The organism is Flavobacterium laiguense (assembly GCF_003097655.1).
Taxonomy (GTDB): domain Bacteria; phylum Bacteroidota; class Bacteroidia; order Flavobacteriales; family Flavobacteriaceae; genus Flavobacterium; species Flavobacterium laiguense.
The window spans coordinates 1-16,944 of the sequence record NZ_QCZH01000009.1 but is presented as its reverse complement, the minus strand read 5'-3'; the positions used below and the strand labels follow the sequence as shown (position 1 = coordinate 16,944).

General features: G+C 35.0%; 14 protein-coding genes and 1 other RNA gene. 7 read left to right on the top strand and 8 right to left on the bottom strand.

The window, feature by feature from the left end; all coding sequences use genetic code 11:
* The first annotated feature begins 33 nt into the window (after window positions 1-33).
* Together DB891_RS09690 and DB891_RS09685 are read left to right on the top strand one after the other, a co-directional pair.
* The gene (locus tag DB891_RS09690; RefSeq protein ID WP_116762985.1) at window positions 34-846 is read left to right on the top strand and encodes a DUF3822 family protein; all 813 of its coding nucleotides are present in this window, start codon (window positions 34-36) and stop codon (window positions 844-846) included.
* Window positions 843-1,445, top strand: a complete 603-nt coding sequence (locus tag DB891_RS09685; RefSeq protein ID WP_116762983.1) for an RsmD family RNA methyltransferase — start codon at window positions 843-845, stop codon at window positions 1,443-1,445. The genes DB891_RS09690 and DB891_RS09685 overlap by 4 nt, the downstream gene beginning before the upstream one ends.
* Before the next feature lie 37 nt (window positions 1,446-1,482).
* Here DB891_RS09685 and DB891_RS09680 read toward each other — a convergent pair whose 3' ends face one another.
* The 5 genes from DB891_RS09680 to rnpB all read right to left on the bottom strand — a co-directional run bounded on the left by DB891_RS09680 (window position 1,483) and on the right by rnpB (window position 4,516).
* Window positions 1,483-2,172, bottom strand: a complete 690-nt coding sequence (locus tag DB891_RS09680; RefSeq protein WP_116762981.1) for a hypothetical protein — start codon at window positions 2,170-2,172, stop codon at window positions 1,483-1,485.
* Between the two features lie 6 nt (window positions 2,173-2,178).
* Window positions 2,179-2,721: a hypothetical protein gene (locus tag DB891_RS09675; protein WP_116762979.1), complete on the bottom strand. Its 543-nt coding sequence runs from the start codon at window positions 2,719-2,721 to the stop codon at window positions 2,179-2,181.
* Window positions 2,722-2,805: 84 nt separating this feature from the next.
* Window positions 2,806-3,723: a ketopantoate reductase family protein gene (locus DB891_RS09670; RefSeq protein ID WP_116762977.1), complete on the bottom strand. Its 918-nt coding sequence runs from the start codon at window positions 3,721-3,723 to the stop codon at window positions 2,806-2,808.
* Between the two features lie 2 nt (window positions 3,724-3,725).
* On the bottom strand, window positions 3,726-4,139 hold the full coding sequence (locus DB891_RS09665) for a DoxX family protein (RefSeq protein WP_116762975.1): 414 nt from the start codon (window positions 4,137-4,139) through the stop codon (window positions 3,726-3,728).
* A 40-nt stretch (window positions 4,140-4,179) separates the two neighbouring features.
* Window positions 4,180-4,516: RNase P RNA component class A (gene rnpB / locus DB891_RS09660), an RNA gene on the bottom strand.
* Between the two features lie 121 nt (window positions 4,517-4,637).
* Between rnpB and DB891_RS09655 the strand changes: the two genes are divergently transcribed.
* The 4 genes from DB891_RS09655 to DB891_RS09640 all read left to right on the top strand — a co-directional run bounded on the left by DB891_RS09655 (window position 4,638) and on the right by DB891_RS09640 (window position 8,132).
* Window positions 4,638-4,928, top strand: coding sequence for an SH3 domain-containing protein (locus DB891_RS09655; protein ID WP_116762973.1), 291 nt, complete (start codon window positions 4,638-4,640; stop codon window positions 4,926-4,928).
* A gap of 200 nt (window positions 4,929-5,128) precedes the next feature.
* A complete protein-coding gene (locus DB891_RS09650) occupies window positions 5,129-6,313 on the top strand; it encodes a class I SAM-dependent methyltransferase (RefSeq protein ID WP_223256086.1) in 1,185 nt (394 codons plus the stop codon).
* An 80-nt stretch (window positions 6,314-6,393) separates the two neighbouring features.
* Window positions 6,394-7,479, top strand: coding sequence for a DNA polymerase III subunit gamma/tau (gene dnaX, locus DB891_RS09645; protein WP_116762971.1), 1,086 nt, complete (start codon window positions 6,394-6,396; stop codon window positions 7,477-7,479).
* 248 nt (window positions 7,480-7,727) lie between these two features.
* Window positions 7,728-8,132, top strand: coding sequence for a DNA polymerase III subunit gamma/tau (locus DB891_RS09640; RefSeq protein WP_223256085.1), 405 nt, complete (start codon window positions 7,728-7,730; stop codon window positions 8,130-8,132).
* Window positions 8,133-8,222: 90 nt separating this feature from the next.
* Here DB891_RS09640 and DB891_RS09635 read toward each other — a convergent pair whose 3' ends face one another.
* The 3 genes from DB891_RS09635 to DB891_RS09625 form a co-directional block, all read right to left on the bottom strand.
* On the bottom strand, window positions 8,223-9,113 hold the full coding sequence (locus DB891_RS09635) for a Ppx/GppA phosphatase family protein (protein ID WP_116762969.1): 891 nt from the start codon (window positions 9,111-9,113) through the stop codon (window positions 8,223-8,225).
* Between the two features lie 203 nt (window positions 9,114-9,316).
* Window positions 9,317-11,386: a polyphosphate kinase 1 gene (gene ppk1, locus DB891_RS09630; RefSeq protein ID WP_116762967.1), complete on the bottom strand. Its 2,070-nt coding sequence runs from the start codon at window positions 11,384-11,386 to the stop codon at window positions 9,317-9,319.
* A 6-nt stretch (window positions 11,387-11,392) separates the two neighbouring features.
* Window positions 11,393-11,878: a SixA phosphatase family protein gene (locus tag DB891_RS09625; protein WP_116762965.1), complete on the bottom strand. Its 486-nt coding sequence runs from the start codon at window positions 11,876-11,878 to the stop codon at window positions 11,393-11,395.
* A gap of 989 nt (window positions 11,879-12,867) precedes the next feature.
* Here DB891_RS09625 and DB891_RS09620 point away from each other — a divergent pair.
* The coding region (locus tag DB891_RS09620) for a DUF7507 domain-containing protein (RefSeq protein WP_223256084.1) at window positions 12,868-16,944 on the top strand (4,077 nt) is incomplete at its 3' end.

Genomic DNA, 16,944 nt, shown 5'->3' with positions numbered 1-16,944 from the left:
AATTTGTAAGTTTGCATTGTTGAAAACAAATCTATGAACACCATTATAACAGATAAAAAATACAAAAAACTTTCTATTCAAGTTTCCTTGACAGGGCTTTCTTTTTGTTGTTTTGACACTTTGAACAATAAGATAACGGCACTGAATGAAATTCAGTTTGATACTTTTCATAAAGCAACCAAAATAGAAGAATTGTTTTCGGATGCTTTTCGGGATTACCCGGAATTAAAAGAGTCTTATGACGAAATTCAAGTAATACACAATAATAACCTTTCAACATTTGTTCCTACTGCTCTGTTTGATGAACATTTTCTGGGGAGTTATTTGCAATACAATACAAAGGTTTTTGAAACCGATTTTTTTGCATTTGATGAAATTCCAAATTATCAAATGAATGCAGTTTATATTCCGTACGTTAACATCAATAATTTCTTTATAGACCAATTTGGTTCATTTGATTATAGACACGCCAACAGTATTCTAGTTTCAAAACTTTTGGATGCTTCCAAAAACAATGAAGAAAAGAAAATGATGGTCCATTTTAATCCAGGTCATTTTGAAATTATTGTCATTCAAAACCAAAAATTACTTTTATTCAATTCATTCGAATATAAAACTCCCGAAGATTTTATTTATTATTTGCTCTTTACCGCCGAACAATTAAATATGAATCCTGAAAGTTTTAAATTGGAATTATTAGGAGCCATTTCCGAAGAAGATGATTTTTATAAAATCGCTTTAAAATACATTCGAAATGTATCCTTCTTTGATGTAACTGATTTACAAAAAAACAACCCTTTTTCAACAGCTCAAAATCAGCAACATTTTATACTTTTTAACTCATGAGAATCATATCCGGAAAATACAAAGGAAGACGCATTTCCCCGCCAAAAGGCTTACCTGTTCGCCCAACGACAGACATGAGTAAAGAAGCACTATTTAATGTTTTGAATAACCATTTCAGTTTTGAAAACTTGAAGGTATTGGATTTGTTTGCTGGAACTGGAAACATCAGTTATGAGTTTGCTTCCCGCGGGAGTATGCCTATTACATCTGTTGACGGTGATTTTGGTTGCGTAAAATTCATCAAACAAGTGGCAGCCGAATATGATTTTAATATTGCGGCTACAAAAAGTGATGTTTTTGCTTTTTTAGAAAAATGCAAAACCTCTTATGACATTATTTTTGCCGATCCACCGTATGCTTTAGACCAAAAGACCTTTGAAAAAATCGTTTTATTGATTTTCGAAAAAGAATTACTCAATGAAGAAGGTATGATGGTTATTGAGCATTCTAAATACACCAAACTGGATCACATGATTAATTTCTCTTTTCATAAAACGTATGGTGGTTCTATTTTCAGTTTCTTCGAATTGGATTCAACCGAAGAGGAAGAAATTGATGATGAGTCCAATCGAAAAAGCACCGAAGACGACGAAGATTAATTTATAGAAAATTACATACCCAAAAAGAGAGCCCTTGTTATTGCAAGGGCTCTGGTATTTTAATAGGTCTTGGTTTTGGTCTAGGTTCCTTTTTAAAACTAAAATAATAGTTTAGACCTGCACCCAAAACTCCTTTGTCATTGATCTTGTAGCCACTACTGTGCTCCATCTCATTGATTACTTTACCTAAATTAACTCCACTATAGTATAAAATAAGGCACAATGAATTGGAATTATCATCCGATGTATCAATATCATATCCAATACCCAGACCTAAAGAATGTTGCGAGCCTTTTTGAAAATCACGATTCTCGATTAACGTCTTACTTTCATTTACTACAATAAAATCCCCTTTTGCTTCTATTTGAGAAAAGGTATATCTGGGTAAAATAACAAGATAGCCTGCTCCATCCTTTTTGTTGCCAAGAGCTATTTTGGGGCAAAAACTAAAATTTAGAGAAGAAACAGACCGAGTATAGGATGAAGTTTGAAGAAGCTGATTATTATATCGAGATGCTTGTTCAAGTGTGCCATAAAAATAACTGAATTCTAATTCTGGCATAAAATAAGAACTAATTTTAAACTCAGTTCCTGTATTTACTCCAAAATAAGATGATTTATAAAAATCCCATTGCAAATAACTCGAAAAACCGCCAAAACCTCTAACGGTTTGAGCGTTTGCATTCATGGAGATAATCAGCAGGATAAATAAAATTATTTTTTTCATTACAAACTATTTTCCAATTACCCAACCTATTGTAAAGTTTATCACTGGGACTACTTGACTGCCATATTTGTCAAAATTATACCCAACACCTCCGTTTAAATTCAAATTTAAATTGTGTTTATAAGTTCTTTGAAAACCCCAAACTGGAGCAACTGTAATGGATGGAGTTGATGATGAATAATTCGAATTAGAATTAATAGACTCAAAACGATAAATCGCATTAAATCCGTAAAAATTACCCGAATTACCTAAAGTTCTCTTTCCTTTGCCTGCTCTTTTTTCTATGTTATAATAATGACGAAACTGTTCATCTATAGTTGGATAATAGGACCAATTTGAGCCTCCAAAATCACTATTACGATAACCAACTCCAAAACTCAATTCTGAATAAAGGGTGTTTTTAGCACTAAAGCCATGCTCGTAAACAACACCGGGTAATATTAAATTGATCTTGAATTGATTTTTCTCAACAACAGTAGTTTCTTGAGCAGTAGTTTTAATTAAAGGACAAAAAAGCAAAAAGCAAACAAACGAATGGAACAATTTCATTTAGGATTGTGCTAAAATTAAAATGCGCCAAATGTAATATAATTATTATATTTATCAAGTCTTTGTAGTTGTTTTAGTTTATTATCACTTTAGTTTCTCAAACACCATTTTATAGATCGGCGTATCAATTTCATATTTTAAACCTTCATTTACCACGAACTCAGTCAAAGAGGCCAGTTCTATTTTTCGTCCCGCCATCAAATCCCGATGCATGGATGATGTTGCATCATGAGGGGTTTTTTCGAGTTTCAAAATGGTTTGAAGAACAATGTCATTCGGTAAATCTAATCCTTTAACAGCCGCAATCATTGTTATTTCATTCAATAAAGAAACATAAAACTTTCTGCTCGATTCCGTACTTAACAACTCTCCTATATTCTGATTCAAATACGAAGTAGCTGAGGCTAAAGCCGAAATAAAGATAAACTTTTCCCAAACCGTTTCTTCAATAGCATCAACCAAATAGCTTTCAATGGAAGCGTTTTCAAAAATGGTTTGCAACGCATTCATTTTATAAATAGAAGCCGTTTCTGATCCAAAAAATAGTTTTTCGTAAGGGCCAACTTTTTTAATCACGCCGGGAGCAGCAATCATCGAAACAATATAAACGCAACCTTGCAAAACTTCATTATCCGGAAAAAGGGTACTGATACGTTCCGGAGCATCTACACCATTATATAAAGGAAGAATAACGGTGTTTTTTGTAATCGCTTTTTTTATAGAAAGTAAACTATCTTCTATATCATACGTTTTTGTGGCACAAATAAGATAATCCAGTTTACCAATTGCTTCAGGATTATCTGAAACCAAATCTGGAAAAACAATGCTTTCCTCATTATCAGATATAATTTTCAATCCCGATTCCGAAACAACTTTTAGAGTTTCACCACGAGCAATAAATACAATTTCAATTTTATCAGATTTAACATACGCTTTGGCCAATAGCCCTCCGAAATAACCACCTACTCCACCCAATCCCAAAATTCCTATTCGTATTTTCATTATTATTGATTATTTATCAAGATTCTCTTTTCGTTTTTAGTAGCCGCAATAACGACCAACCCCAAAATTAAAGCACAACTGTATTCCATTCCTCCAGCACCATGCTCGCCAACCCACCAACCATTTTCATAATGAATGATGACATTACCCATTATTAGCATCAAAATAAATCCGAGAGATAAATATTTAGTATAATAACCAAAGGCCAGTGCTATATCTCCTATAATTTCATAAAGAGTAATTCCCCATACCATTACAGTAGTTACAAAAAAGCCTTTATTGGATAAAAATCCAGCAAATCGTTCTATTGTTTCATTCGCAATTCTTGTAACCGCATGAGCTACAAAAAACAATGGAAGTATGATTCTAAAAAGTAGAAGTGTTTGTGATGAAGATAAAAAAGGAAAATTTTTCATGTTTTTTTACTAAAATAGTAAAAAAATTGGAGAGACAATAAAAAAATGCAGACCTGTAAGCCGGATTCTGTTCTCGTTATCACTAACGATACCTTATCATTTATCTAGATCTTGCATTACTGCAAGACTCAAGCTATCTACCCTTCAGCAACGAGCGAGAAGCCCTTAAATGCTGATATACTTGATATTTCACCGCATAGAGTTTACCTGGTTTCACTACAGCATTACCTGTACATACTTTCTGTTGCACTTGTCCTAATCCCGATAAATCGGAACCGACGGGTGTTACCCGCTATGCTTCTCTTTGGTGTCCGGACTTTCCTCCCTCTTGTCCCGATAGCTATCGGGAGCAAAACGACGATAAGGCGGTCTGCGGTGCAAATTTACACTATTTATTGGTGGTTTACTATTTCAACATGTTTACTTTAACCATACTTTTACAACATCTTAATTATAAAATAGTTAACTTTAGTCTTTAAAACTAATCTCCTTTATATCATGACAAAAATGTATCATTATGCCACTGTTTCCGAAGCATTGGATGATTTGAATGAAAAAGGTTTTACCTATGATTTCAATATTCACGAAGCCGATATTGTGAAAAATCCAGACAAATACGAGATCGTACATGTCTACCGTTACGAGGGAGATTCAAGTTCAGACGATGAAGCCATTGTTTACGGAATAAAATCAAGTTCGGGTAAAAAAGGCGTTTATGTGGCAGGATTCTCCGCAAATTCTGTCAATGAAGCTACACAAGTATTGATTCAATTGAGTATCAAAAGGTAAATAAAACCATTTTACTCATTGCTATTGATATTTCCATTGCTATTGAAATTGCATTAGGGCGTGCCACCAGTAGAAAAGAGGCCAAATATACAAACCGCTTATTCGGCCCCTTTCCTACTGCTGTCAGGCTATCCGGGCTACTTCGGTAGCTTCCTTCTATCCTTCACGTAAGATCCACGTAAAACAAGAACATTATTTAAATGATGAAATATTCTTTTTTTTTTGATCTTGAAATTGCCATTGAAATTGATTTTTTTTACCCTATGTTACTTCCAGAAATAATAATCGAAAAAATCAAAAATGAAGGACCTATATCCTTTCAGGATTTTATGGAAATGGCCTTATATTATTCTGACTTGGGCTATTACAACTCTAAACAAGACAAAATCGGAGCCGAAGGTGATTTTTACACCAATTCCAGTCTTTCTGCTTCATTCGGAGCCATGTTGGGTCGCCAAATAGAAGAAATGTGGCAAGCTTTAGATAAAAAAACGTTTAAAATCATTGAATACGGAGCCGGAACCGGGTTATTATGCCATGATATTTTAGATTATTTAAAAACCAATGCCGACTTATATAAAAGTCTCACCTATTCCATTATCGAAAAAAGCACCAGCATGCGTGAAATTGAAAAGACACACTTGACTGAAAAAGTAAGCTGGCATTCTTCGATTCAAGAAATCCCCCAAATGAATGCCTGTATTTTATCAAATGAATTAGTTGATAATTTTGCTGTCCATCAAGTCGTCATGGAAGATCAATTAATGGAAATCTTTGTCGATTACGAGCATGGATTTAAAGAAGTTCTACAACCTGCAAATGCAGCCCTTATTACCTATTTTGAAGATTTGAACGTAACATTGCCAGAAGGATTCCGAACCGAAGTCAACCTTGAAGCCATCACTTGGATAAAAGAAGTGGCACAATGGCTAAAAAAGGGATACGTAATCACTATCGATTATGGCGCTTTATCTTCGGAATTGTATGAAATTCAAAGGCATTTAGGGACACTTTTATGTTTTAACAAGCATCGTATCAATGACAATCCCTATCAGTTCATTGGCGAGCAAGACATCACAACTCACACCAATTTTTCGGCCTTAAAAGATTGGGGAGCTAAATATGGATTAAAATACTGTGGTTTGGTAAATCAAGCCAATTTTCTATTGGGTCTTGGCTTTAAGGAATATCAAGATAGATTAGTAAAAGACAAACAATCAAATGTGCAATTGGCTCTACAAGAATCAATTATAAATTACAGATTATTGATGGATTTAGGGACAAAATTCAAAGTCTTGATTCAACGGAAAGGAGTATCTGACTATCCATTATCTGGTCTAAAATTTATAAATTCAGCTCAAAATTTGTCGCTAAATCGTTTTTAGGTTGTTTTTTAAAATTTGAATTTTGTTTATTTTGGATTTGATTTTTTTAAAACTATATTTGCTTTCGAATAAAAAAACCTATGGAACAATTTGTAGTATCGGCTCGTAAATACCGTCCACAAACATTTAAAGATGTGGTGGGACAAAAAGCCATTACCAATACTTTGCTTAATGCCATAGAAAGCAACCACTTGGCTTCTGCCCTATTGTTTACAGGACCCCGTGGTGTAGGAAAAACTACTTGTGCCCGTATATTGGCACGCAAAATCAATCAGCCAGGTTATGATGATCCCAACGAAGATTTTGCCTTCAATGTATTCGAACTCGATGCTGCTTCCAACAATTCAGTAGATGATATTCGGAATCTGATTGACCAAGTTCGTATCCCGCCACAAACGGGTCAGTACAAAGTCTATATTATTGACGAGGTGCACATGTTGTCTTCAGCCGCTTTTAATGCTTTCCTGAAAACATTGGAAGAACCGCCAAAACATGCTATTTTTATTTTGGCAACAACCGAAAAACACAAAATCATTCCAACGATTTTATCGCGTTGTCAAATTTTTGATTTCAAAAGAATTACCGTAAAAGATGCCAAAGAACATCTTGCCGATGTGGCTACAAGTCAAGGCGTTGTTTTTGAAGATGATGCTTTACATATTATTGCCCAAAAAGCAGATGGCGCTATGCGTGATGCTTTATCAATTTTTGACAGAGTCGTTTCCTTTTGCGGAAGCAACTTAACCCGTCAAGCCGTTACAGAAAACCTAAACGTTTTAGATTACGAAACCTACGTTACAGTTACCGATTTAATTCTTGAAAATAAAATTCCTGATTTGTTAATAGCCTTCAATGATATTCTAGCCAAAGGATTTGACAGTCATCATTTTGTTTCAGGATTGGCTTCTCATTTTAGAGATTTATTGGTAAGCAAAACACCTTCTACCCTTGTTTTATTGGAAGTGGGTGAACAGGCTCAAAAAATGTACGGCATTCAAGCGCAAAAATGCAGTCAAAATTTTCTGCTAAAAGGAATCGAAATTGCCAATGATTGCGATTTAAAATACAAAGCAAGCCAGAATCAACGACTGCTTGTTGAACTTTGCTTGATGCAATTGGCCTCTATCACTTTTGATGGAGAAAAAAAAAAGTTGAGCAATATATAATTCCGCCTACTTATTTTAGAAAAACCCCTGATTATTCGATTGCGGATGTTCCGAATACAAAAAACAATGGCAATATCAATAACAATGAAAATTTCAATTTAAAAACTGAAATTTCAAACCCGATTGCTATTCCTCAGGAAAAGCCACAAGCAGCTACTGTTGCAACTCCGAATCCATCAAGCAACGAACCTAAAGTTTCAGCTTTATCACTTTCTAGCATTCGAGCCAAGAAAGCTTTAGAACAAAGTTTGAAAGGATTTGTAAAAGAAACCTCGATTTTGCCAACTGAGCCTTTTACAGAAACAGAAATGTTTTTGCAATGGACAAAATATGCACAACGTCTTGGAGAAAAGGGATATAAAATTATGGAATCCCTGTTATTGATAAATGATCCTGTATTAAACGGAACGACTATCTCTTTTGAATTGCCAAATGAAGGTTCAAAACTAGATTTCGAAAGTGAAATGATCGGGCTCTTAGGCCACTTAAGAGGTCATTTACACAATCATGACATTACCATAGAGGTAAATGTGAACGAAACAATTGAACTGAAAAGAAACTTCACAGACCAAGATCGCTACAATAGACTTTTACAGCTAAATCCAAACATCGAGCTTTTAAGAAGTACATTTGGTTTGGATTTGGATGCTTAATGTTTTTTTTTGAATGATGATTAACGATTTTTGATCTCAAATATATGTAAACATCGAAATCAAAAATCGTTATTTTAAAATATTAAATCTTTAAATTTTTCCATAAAACATTGCTTTAACAATACCGTCTGAAAGACCTATTTTCGGAACATAAATTTGTCTGGCTCCGCTCCATTTCATGGCATTTAGATAAATTCGAGTGGCAGGGACAATTACGTCCGCACGATCGGGGTTTAAGCCCAATTGTGAAATTCTTTGCTCATATGTTAATGAATTCAAATAGGCATATTGGGAGTTTACATAAATATAGGACAATGGTTTTTCCTGTAGTTTACCAGACATTTTAAATAATTTATTGATATTCCCACCTGATCCAATTAAAGTAATTTCCTCGTAGTCTTCGGTGTTGGTTTTAATCCATTTTTCAATTTCATCCCAGACTACATCACAAACCATTTCGTTCAATAATCGAACTGTTCCCGCTTTGAAGGATCTTGAATTAACCATTTTTCCATTTGAAAACAAGGTAAATTCAGTACTACCACCACCTACATCTACAAAAAGATAAGTTTCATCTGTTTTCAATAAATGATGTAAATCTGTAGAAGCTATTATGGCAGCTTCTTTTTTGCCATCTATAATTTCAATTTTTATATCTGCTTTCTTTTTGATCAACATTACAACTTCTTTTGCGTTGTAAGCCTCTCGCATTGCAGATGTTGCAAATGCCATATAACGCTCTACTTTATGCACTTTCATCAATAGATTAAAAGCTTTCATGGCGTCACACATGCGTTCTATATTTTCTGGAGATATTTCTCCAACTGTAAAAGCATCTTGCCCTAAACGAATAGGAACCCTTACTAAGGAGCTTTTATTAAATTGAGGTTCTTTACCATCCTCCTCTACAATGTTGGTAATTAATAAACGCATGGCATTCGATCCAATATCTATAGCGGCATATTTTCTTAGTTTAATCATTTTCTATGGATACGATTAATAGTTTATTGTACTATTGGGTTATCTATTTGGTATTTTAAAATTTGTAACTATCCAATAGTTACTAAGATTCTGAGTTCTTAAGATTCAAGCATATTTTTTTCAAAAAAGAATAAACTTAAACTTTAAACACCATCAAATTAATCACTTAACATCTAAATTAGAGTCCTGAATAATTACAGAAATTAAATTGACTCTTCAAATACAGCTACTTTATTTTGATAATATTTATACGTTTCTAATTGTGCCCTAAATATTGGGTTATTTCCTCGAACTCTGTATTTATTGTCTAATTTATAAGAATGATATCTTGCTTTTACATTTCCTTTCCATCCTAAGTCAAAATTATCAATCAATTCATTTTTTATCGCTTGGTCGTAGATAGGACAGGTTACTTCTACTCTCGCATCTATATTTCTGGTCATAAAATCGGCCGAAGAGATATAAACCTCAGGTAATCCTGCATTCCCAAAAATATAAATTCTGGAATGTTCCAGATAATTATCTACAATACTAATGGCCTCAATGTTTTCGCTTAATCCTTTTACCCCAGGGATTAAAGAGCAAATCCCTCTGACCTCCAGCTGAATTTTGACCCCCGCTTTACTGGCTTCATATAATTTATCAATCATCAATAAATCCGACAAACTATTCATTTTTAACTTCATATAAGTTTTTCTCCCTGCAATGGCATGAATAATTTCTCTGTCAATCAATTTTACAAAACGATGCCTCGTGTATTGAGGAGAAACAATGAGATGTTTATAGCGTTGTACTTTATAATTAATGTCAAAAAACTCAAATATTTTTGAGACGTCTTTTAAGATTTGTGAATGACACGTAAATAAAGTTACGTCGGTGTATATTTTTGCAGTTGATTCGTTAAAATTACCAGTTGAAATAAAACCATATCTTTTTATTTTATCCTTTTCAAATCTTTCAATAACACAAACTTTGCTATGAACCTTTAATCCTTTTATCCCAAAAATAAGCTCAATACCTTCGGTTTGCATTTGCTCTGAATAGGAAATATTGGAAGCTTCATCAAATCTGGCTTGCAATTCAATTTGAACCGTAACTTTCTTTCCGTTTTTGGCTGCATTGATTAGAGAACTAATAATTTGCGAATTTTTGGCTAATCGATATAAAGTAATTTTTATGGATACAACCTTGGGATCTAAAGCTGCTTCGCGTAAAAATTTTATTAAATAGGAAAAGGATTGATAGGGTGCATTTAACAAATAATCTCTTTTGCTGATTTTTTCCAAAATACTTCCTTCCAAACTGAGTCCCGGAATTGGCAATGGATCATTCTTTTTATACAATAAATCATACCTGCCTAAATTGGGAAAATCCATATAATCCCTACGATTATGATACCTCCCTCCCGGAATGATACTATCTGTGGCATCAATATTCATTTTGTCTAAGAAAAATTGAAGCGTATCTTTGTCTATTTCTTGATCATAAATAAAACGTACCGGCTCCCCTATTCTTCTGTCTTTTACACTAGAAGCTATTTTCTCTAACATACTTTTACTCAAGTCACTATCAATATCCAATTGGGCATCTCTTGTGATTTTTATCATGTGCGCCGAAACACTTTCATAATCAAAAATATTAAAAATACTGCTCAAATTATGTCGAATAACATCATCTGTTAAAATGACATATTGCTTTTCATTATTGCTTGGCAATACCACAAAACGATTGATCATTTTTGGAATCTCAACTATAGCATATCGTACTTCCAGATCTTTTTTCATCACTAACTTTACCGCTAAGTAACCTGACGAATCTTTTAATATTGGAAATTCTGCTAAGTCATTTAATATAATGGTAACCAATTCCGGGCTTAATGTTTGAATAAAAAAATCTTTCAAAAAAATTTCTTGCTCATCATTAATGTCCTTTTCATTGATGATAAAAATATTTTCAGTCACTAATTGGGATTCAATATTGCTTAATATTCTCAAGCTTTCTGACTGTTGTTGAATTACGATTTCTGTAATATCTTTAATCAATTGTTGAGCAGAAACTCCTCCAAAATATTTCTCGCCTGAGATTCCGCTTAAACTCAATCTTCGTATAGCGGCAAAACGAACCCTAAAAAATTCGTCTAAATTATTAGAGAAAATTCCTAGAAAACGCATGCGATCCAATAATGGAACGCTATCGTCCCCTGCTTCTTGAAGTACTCTTGCATTAAAGGCTAACCAACTTTTTTCTCTATCTATATATCTTTGTTCCAACACTCTTTATTATTTTAAATCTCTGGGGAATAGTACTTTCTTTGTATGTCCTTTCTCGATTGTGTCCCAATTATCTGAATCGAATTCAATCTGAACAAATCCTGCCGTAGGGACATTATCTATAAAAACATTTCCAAATTTATTAACAAAATTTGTAATAGCCTCGTTATGCCCGAAAATAATGATATTGTCGTAATCATTATTGCAGGATTTAATGACTTTTTCTAATTTTCTTTCATCAAATGTATAAAGCTCTTCCTTATATAGAATACTTTCTAAGGGGAATGCTATATTTTGGGCAAAAATCATGGCAGTTTCTAATGCCCTTTCTGCCGTGCTACTCCAAACACTATAGGTTTTAGGAAGAAATTTATTTATATGGGAAGAGACCAAATGCGCGCTTTTCATCCCTTGTGCTGTTAATGGTCGATCTTTGTCATGTAATGGAGCTTCCCAACTTGACTTTGCATGCCGTACTAATATTAAATTTTTCATAAAACACAACTATTAAATTTATAAAAATTGACAACTATATCGAATGCTAGTTTTTAAAATAAGATTTCAGATTATAAATATGCTCCTACGACAATACTATAAATGATTAAGAAATAAAATCACATTCTTTAAGGGAGTAACAATTTACAAAAAATAAATTAGAATTGTCTATTTTGATTTTTCATTTTGGTTATTTTAGAAATCAACCAATTCAGTATCATTCCCTGTTTATAAAATACACAAAAACACCTAAAACTTAAACTAATTAAAACTGTTGTGTTTTTTTTAACAAACAACACCCAGTAAACACCTCTTTTTTAATAAATTAAAGAAACATCTATATGGTTTGTACTATATTTTGAACTTTTCAACGAGTATTTAGGTTATTAAAAGATAATGAGAATATATTTTTAAGATTATGCTTAATTTTAAGCTATAAACAAGTTCTAATTTTTAGCATCCATTTTGATTTCATTCCCAAATAAAAATCCAAAATGGAATATAAAAACCTATTAATAAAGTCTATAGTTTTTATAAATAGAAAGAAAAATAATTTTGATATCCCCCAAAATCAAAATTAGAACGTTACAAATAAGTTATGATCTTAATTCGGTTTATTCTAAAACGAATTTAAAACGATTGAATTAAAAAATAAAAATTCAAAGTAAGCAATTAAAGAAAATCAGTTAGCTCCAATCGTGAACTTAAATTTAATTGAATGGGAACAAAAATACTTTTTTTTCTGACTTCATAAATGCTCGTTAGCAATGTTTTGCCTCCATTTGCTAGCATAGTTTAAAGGCATAAAACCAATTTTATAATTTGCCTTTTATAGCTCCAATATGGAGCAACACTATAACTATTATTTATTTTTTTTTATAAAGCTTTATAGTTTTATAAAATTATTGATTTAACAATTCACACATAATTATAGGTGAATTTTATTAGATATACTCATAATACTTTCTAACGATTTAAAACAAATCAATATGAAAACAATTTTTACTCATTCGACAAAAACATTTTTATTTTTCTTTTTGATTATATTAGTCACTTTTACAAATGGGTATGCCCAAGAATCAGGTATCGATGGAGATTATTGCCCTGCTCCTGGAACTCCTGGACCTAATGGTGATGAATATGCTACTGGAACTGTTTTTAGCCAGCTTGTAGACCCCAACGCATCATCAACATGCGAAATTTACAAGATATGGGCAAAAATATATACCGATGGGACTGGGGAGAAAGTATTAAAAATAGGATTAAAAATTGGTAATTCGGGATCATCCCTTTTTAGGTTATATTTAGATACCGACAAAGACCCAACATCAGGCTTAACTCTAGATCAATTTGGTGGTCCTTTGATTGTAGCAGGAGCAGATTATATTTTGGAGCTTGATGCCCAAAACAATTCTACCTTCACATTGTATTTTTCAGATGTAAATGATCATACAACAAAAACTGTAATATTACCTAACGGTTCTAGTGCAACCAATGGAGATTCTAATGGATGCTCTGCTGGTGATGGACAGTTTCTTGAGTTTAATATTCCTTTTAAAAGCCTTAATATTGATATTTGCGACCCCGATGAACCTGGTGTTATTACTATAACCAAATTGGCGTCGGTAAGTGGTGGTTCTCCAACTTCATCTAGATGTACTGACATACCTCTTACATTTGTAATTCCACTCAAAGGATCAGTTGGTCCAGATGCAACTGTATGCGAAGTAAACAATAGTACCGATTTAAGTATAACTGGCCTAACAGGCAGTTATAGTGTTACCAAATGGCAATACAGTACAGACGGGGGGACTGTATGGTATGATATTACTAATACAACACTTTACCATACTGCCATCAATTTAACGGAAACGACCCTATTCAGGGCATTAATTATGTATACTGGTTTGTGTATAAATCCAATCCCCACAAGTGCAGCAACAATAACGGTAAATCCATTGCCAACAACAGCTAACGCTGGAACAGACCAGACAAAATGTGAGACAACAACTGCAAATCTTTCGGGAAATACTCCAACTGTAGGGACGGGAAACTGGACCTTGGCTAGCGGTGCAGGTGCAATCACCACGCCAACTTCTCCAACAACTGAAGTAACAGCTCTTGGTTATGGAGCCAATGTATTCCGTTGGACAATTAGTAATGGGACAATATGTACCCCTTCAACCGCGGATGTGACTATTACTAGGTATCAAACTCCAACAACGGCTAATGTAGGAACCAATCAGGAACAATGTGAAACTGCAACAGCAACAATTACGGGTAATACTCCAACTGTGGGGACAGGAAACTGGACCTTGGTTAGCGGCGCAGGTGCAATTACCACGCCAACTTCTCCAACAACAGAAGTAACAGCCCTTGGTTATGGAGCCAATGTATTTCGTTGGACAATTAGCAATGGAACATGTACAGCTTCAACAGCTAATGTGACTATTACAAGACATCGAACTCCAACAACGGCTAATGCAGGACCTGACCAGACAAAATGTGAGACAACATTCGCAACTCTTGCGGGTAATACTCCAACTGTAGGGACAGGAAACTGGACCTTGGTTAGCGGAGCTGGCGCAATCACAACACCAACTTCTCCAACATCTGGAGTAACGGCTCTTGGTTATGGAGCCAATATATTCCGTTGGACGATTAGTAATGGAACATGCACATCTTCAACTGATGAAATAACCATTACAAGATATCAAACTCCCTCAACTGCTAATGCAGGAACAGATCAGGAACAATGTGAGACAACAACTGCAACACTTTCGGGTAATACTCCAACTGTGGGAACAGGAAACTGGACATTGGTTAGCGGTGCAGGTGCAATCACAACACCAACTTCTCCAACAACAGGAGTAACCGCTTTGGGTTATGGAGCCAATGTATTCCGTTGGACAATTAGCAATGGAACATGTACAGCTTCGACCGATGTTGTGACTATTACAAGATACCAAACTCCAACAATGGCTAATGCAGGACCAGACCAGACAAAATGTGAAACAACAACTGCAACTCTTGCGGGTAATACTCCAACTGTAGGAACAGGAACTTGGACATTGGTTAGCGGAGCTGGAACAATATCCAATATCCATTTAGCTACATCAGGAGTAACTGCTTTGGGTTATGGAGCCAATGTATTCCGTTGGACAATTAGCAATGGTCCATGCACAGCTTCAACCGATGAGGTGACTATTACAAGATATCAAACTCCAACAACTGCTAATGCAGGGACAAATCAGTCACAGTGTGAGGTAACAACTGCAACACTTTCTGGTAATACTCCAACTATGGGGACAGGAAACTGGACATTGGTTAGCGGTGCAGGTGCAATCACCACACCAACTTCTCCAACAACAGAAGTAACAGCTCTTGGTTATGGAGCCAATGTATTCCGTTGGACAATTAGCAATGGAACATGTACAGCTTCAACCGATGAAATGACCATTACAAGATACCAAACTCCAACAACGGCTAATGCAGGACCTGACCAGAACAAATGTGAAACAACAACTGCAACTCTTGCTGGGAATACTCCAACTGTCGGTACTGGAACTTGGACATTGGTTAGCGGAGCTGGCGCAATCACAACACCAACTTCTCCAACATCTGGTGTATCGGCCCTGGGTTATGGAGCCAATGTATTTCGTTGGACAATTAGCAATGGAGCATGTACCGCTTCAACCGATGAAGTGACCATTACAAGATACCAAACTCCAACAACCGCTAATGCAGGGACAGACCAGACAAAATGTGAGACAACAACTGCAACTCTTGCGGGTAATACACCAACTGTGGGGACAGGAAACTGGACATTGGTTAGCGGTGCAGGTACAATCACCACGCCAACTTCTCCAACAACGGAAGTAACAGCACTTGGTTATGGAGCCAATATATTCCGTTGGACTATCAGTAATGGAACATGTACAGCTTCAACCGATGTGGTGACTGTTACAAGATACCTAACTCCAACAGTGGCTAATGCAGGAACAAATCAAGAACAATGTGAGGCAACAACTGCAACTCTTGCGGGTAATACTCCAACTGTAGGGACAGGGACTTGGACATTAGTTAGCGGAGCTGGAACAATCACAACACCAACTTCTCCAACATCTGGTGTAACGGCTCTTGGTTATGAAGCCAATATATTCCGTTGGACAATTAGTAATGGAACATGCACATCTTCAACCGATGAAATGACCATTACAAGATACAAAACTCCAACAACTGCTAATGCCGGAACAGACCAGACAAAATGTAACAACGGGAGCTTTACTCTTGCAGCTAATGCTGCATCTGTAGGTGAAGGAACATGGACTGTAGTCAGCGGAATAGCAACAATTGCGGATATTCATTTAGAAACATCAGTTGTTACAAGCGTACCGGCAGGTAGCACGGCTGTACTGAAATGGGAAATCATAAATGGGACTTGCAACACTGAGGATACTGTAACTTTAATTGTTAATCTAAGTCCTGCCGCTCCAATTTCCGGAGGAGATATAACTGAGTGCAAGAACCTTTCAACACAAACCCTAACGGCTACGGCAACTGTCCCAGCTGGTCAACATATTATTTGGTATAATGCCGCAACGAATGGTAATATTGTAGAAACCCCTACACTTAATACCGTTGGAAGTGTTACTTACTATGCCCAGGCTGTTAACGATGAAACTTCCTGCATAAGTTTAACTCGTACTCCAGTTACCTTAACAATAAAAGAATGTGTAATTGCTATTGTAAAAACCAATGACATTGTAGTTGGGGAAAATGGATGCGCCACCCTAAAAGTAGGTGATGTGGTAACCTATACCTTTACCGTGACCAATCTTGGTAATGAAAGTTTAAATGATGTAACTGTTCTAGACCCTCATATTGGCTTGGCTCCAATTGCTCTACAAAGCGGCGACAGTAATAATAATAGTATATTAGAAATTACTGAAATCTGGATTTATAAAGCAACATATACCGTAACTCAAACCGATATTGATAATGGAAAAATAACCAATCAAGCTTCTGTTAAAGGTTTTGCCCCTAATGGTAATGAAGTAAATGAC

What these genes read in the sequence shown, in the direction of transcription:
- DB891_RS09650 (WP_223256086.1), top strand. Translation starts at nt 5,129, where the DNA reads ATGATGAAATATTCTTTTTTTTTTGATCTTGAAATTGCCATTGAAATT.
- DB891_RS09665 (WP_116762975.1), bottom strand. Translation starts at nt 4,139, where the DNA reads ATGAAAAATTTTCCTTTTTTATCTTCATCACAAACACTTCTACTTTTT.
- DB891_RS09655 (WP_116762973.1), top strand. Translation starts at nt 4,638, where the DNA reads ATGACAAAAATGTATCATTATGCCACTGTTTCCGAAGCATTGGATGAT.
- DB891_RS09685 (WP_116762983.1), top strand. Translation starts at nt 843, where the DNA reads ATGAGAATCATATCCGGAAAATACAAAGGAAGACGCATTTCCCCGCCA.
- DB891_RS09670 (WP_116762977.1), bottom strand. Translation starts at nt 3,723, where the DNA reads ATGAAAATACGAATAGGAATTTTGGGATTGGGTGGAGTAGGTGGTTAT.
- DB891_RS09690 (WP_116762985.1), top strand. Translation starts at nt 34, where the DNA reads ATGAACACCATTATAACAGATAAAAAATACAAAAAACTTTCTATTCAA.
- DB891_RS09675 (WP_116762979.1), bottom strand. Translation starts at nt 2,721, where the DNA reads ATGAAATTGTTCCATTCGTTTGTTTGCTTTTTGCTTTTTTGTCCTTTA.
- DB891_RS09625 (WP_116762965.1), bottom strand. Translation starts at nt 11,878, where the DNA reads ATGAAAAATTTAATATTAGTACGGCATGCAAAGTCAAGTTGGGAAGCT.
- DB891_RS09635 (WP_116762969.1), bottom strand. Translation starts at nt 9,113, where the DNA reads ATGATTAAACTAAGAAAATATGCCGCTATAGATATTGGATCGAATGCC.
- DB891_RS09680 (WP_116762981.1), bottom strand. Translation starts at nt 2,172, where the DNA reads ATGAAAAAAATAATTTTATTTATCCTGCTGATTATCTCCATGAATGCA.
- dnaX (WP_116762971.1), top strand. Translation starts at nt 6,394, where the DNA reads ATGGAACAATTTGTAGTATCGGCTCGTAAATACCGTCCACAAACATTT.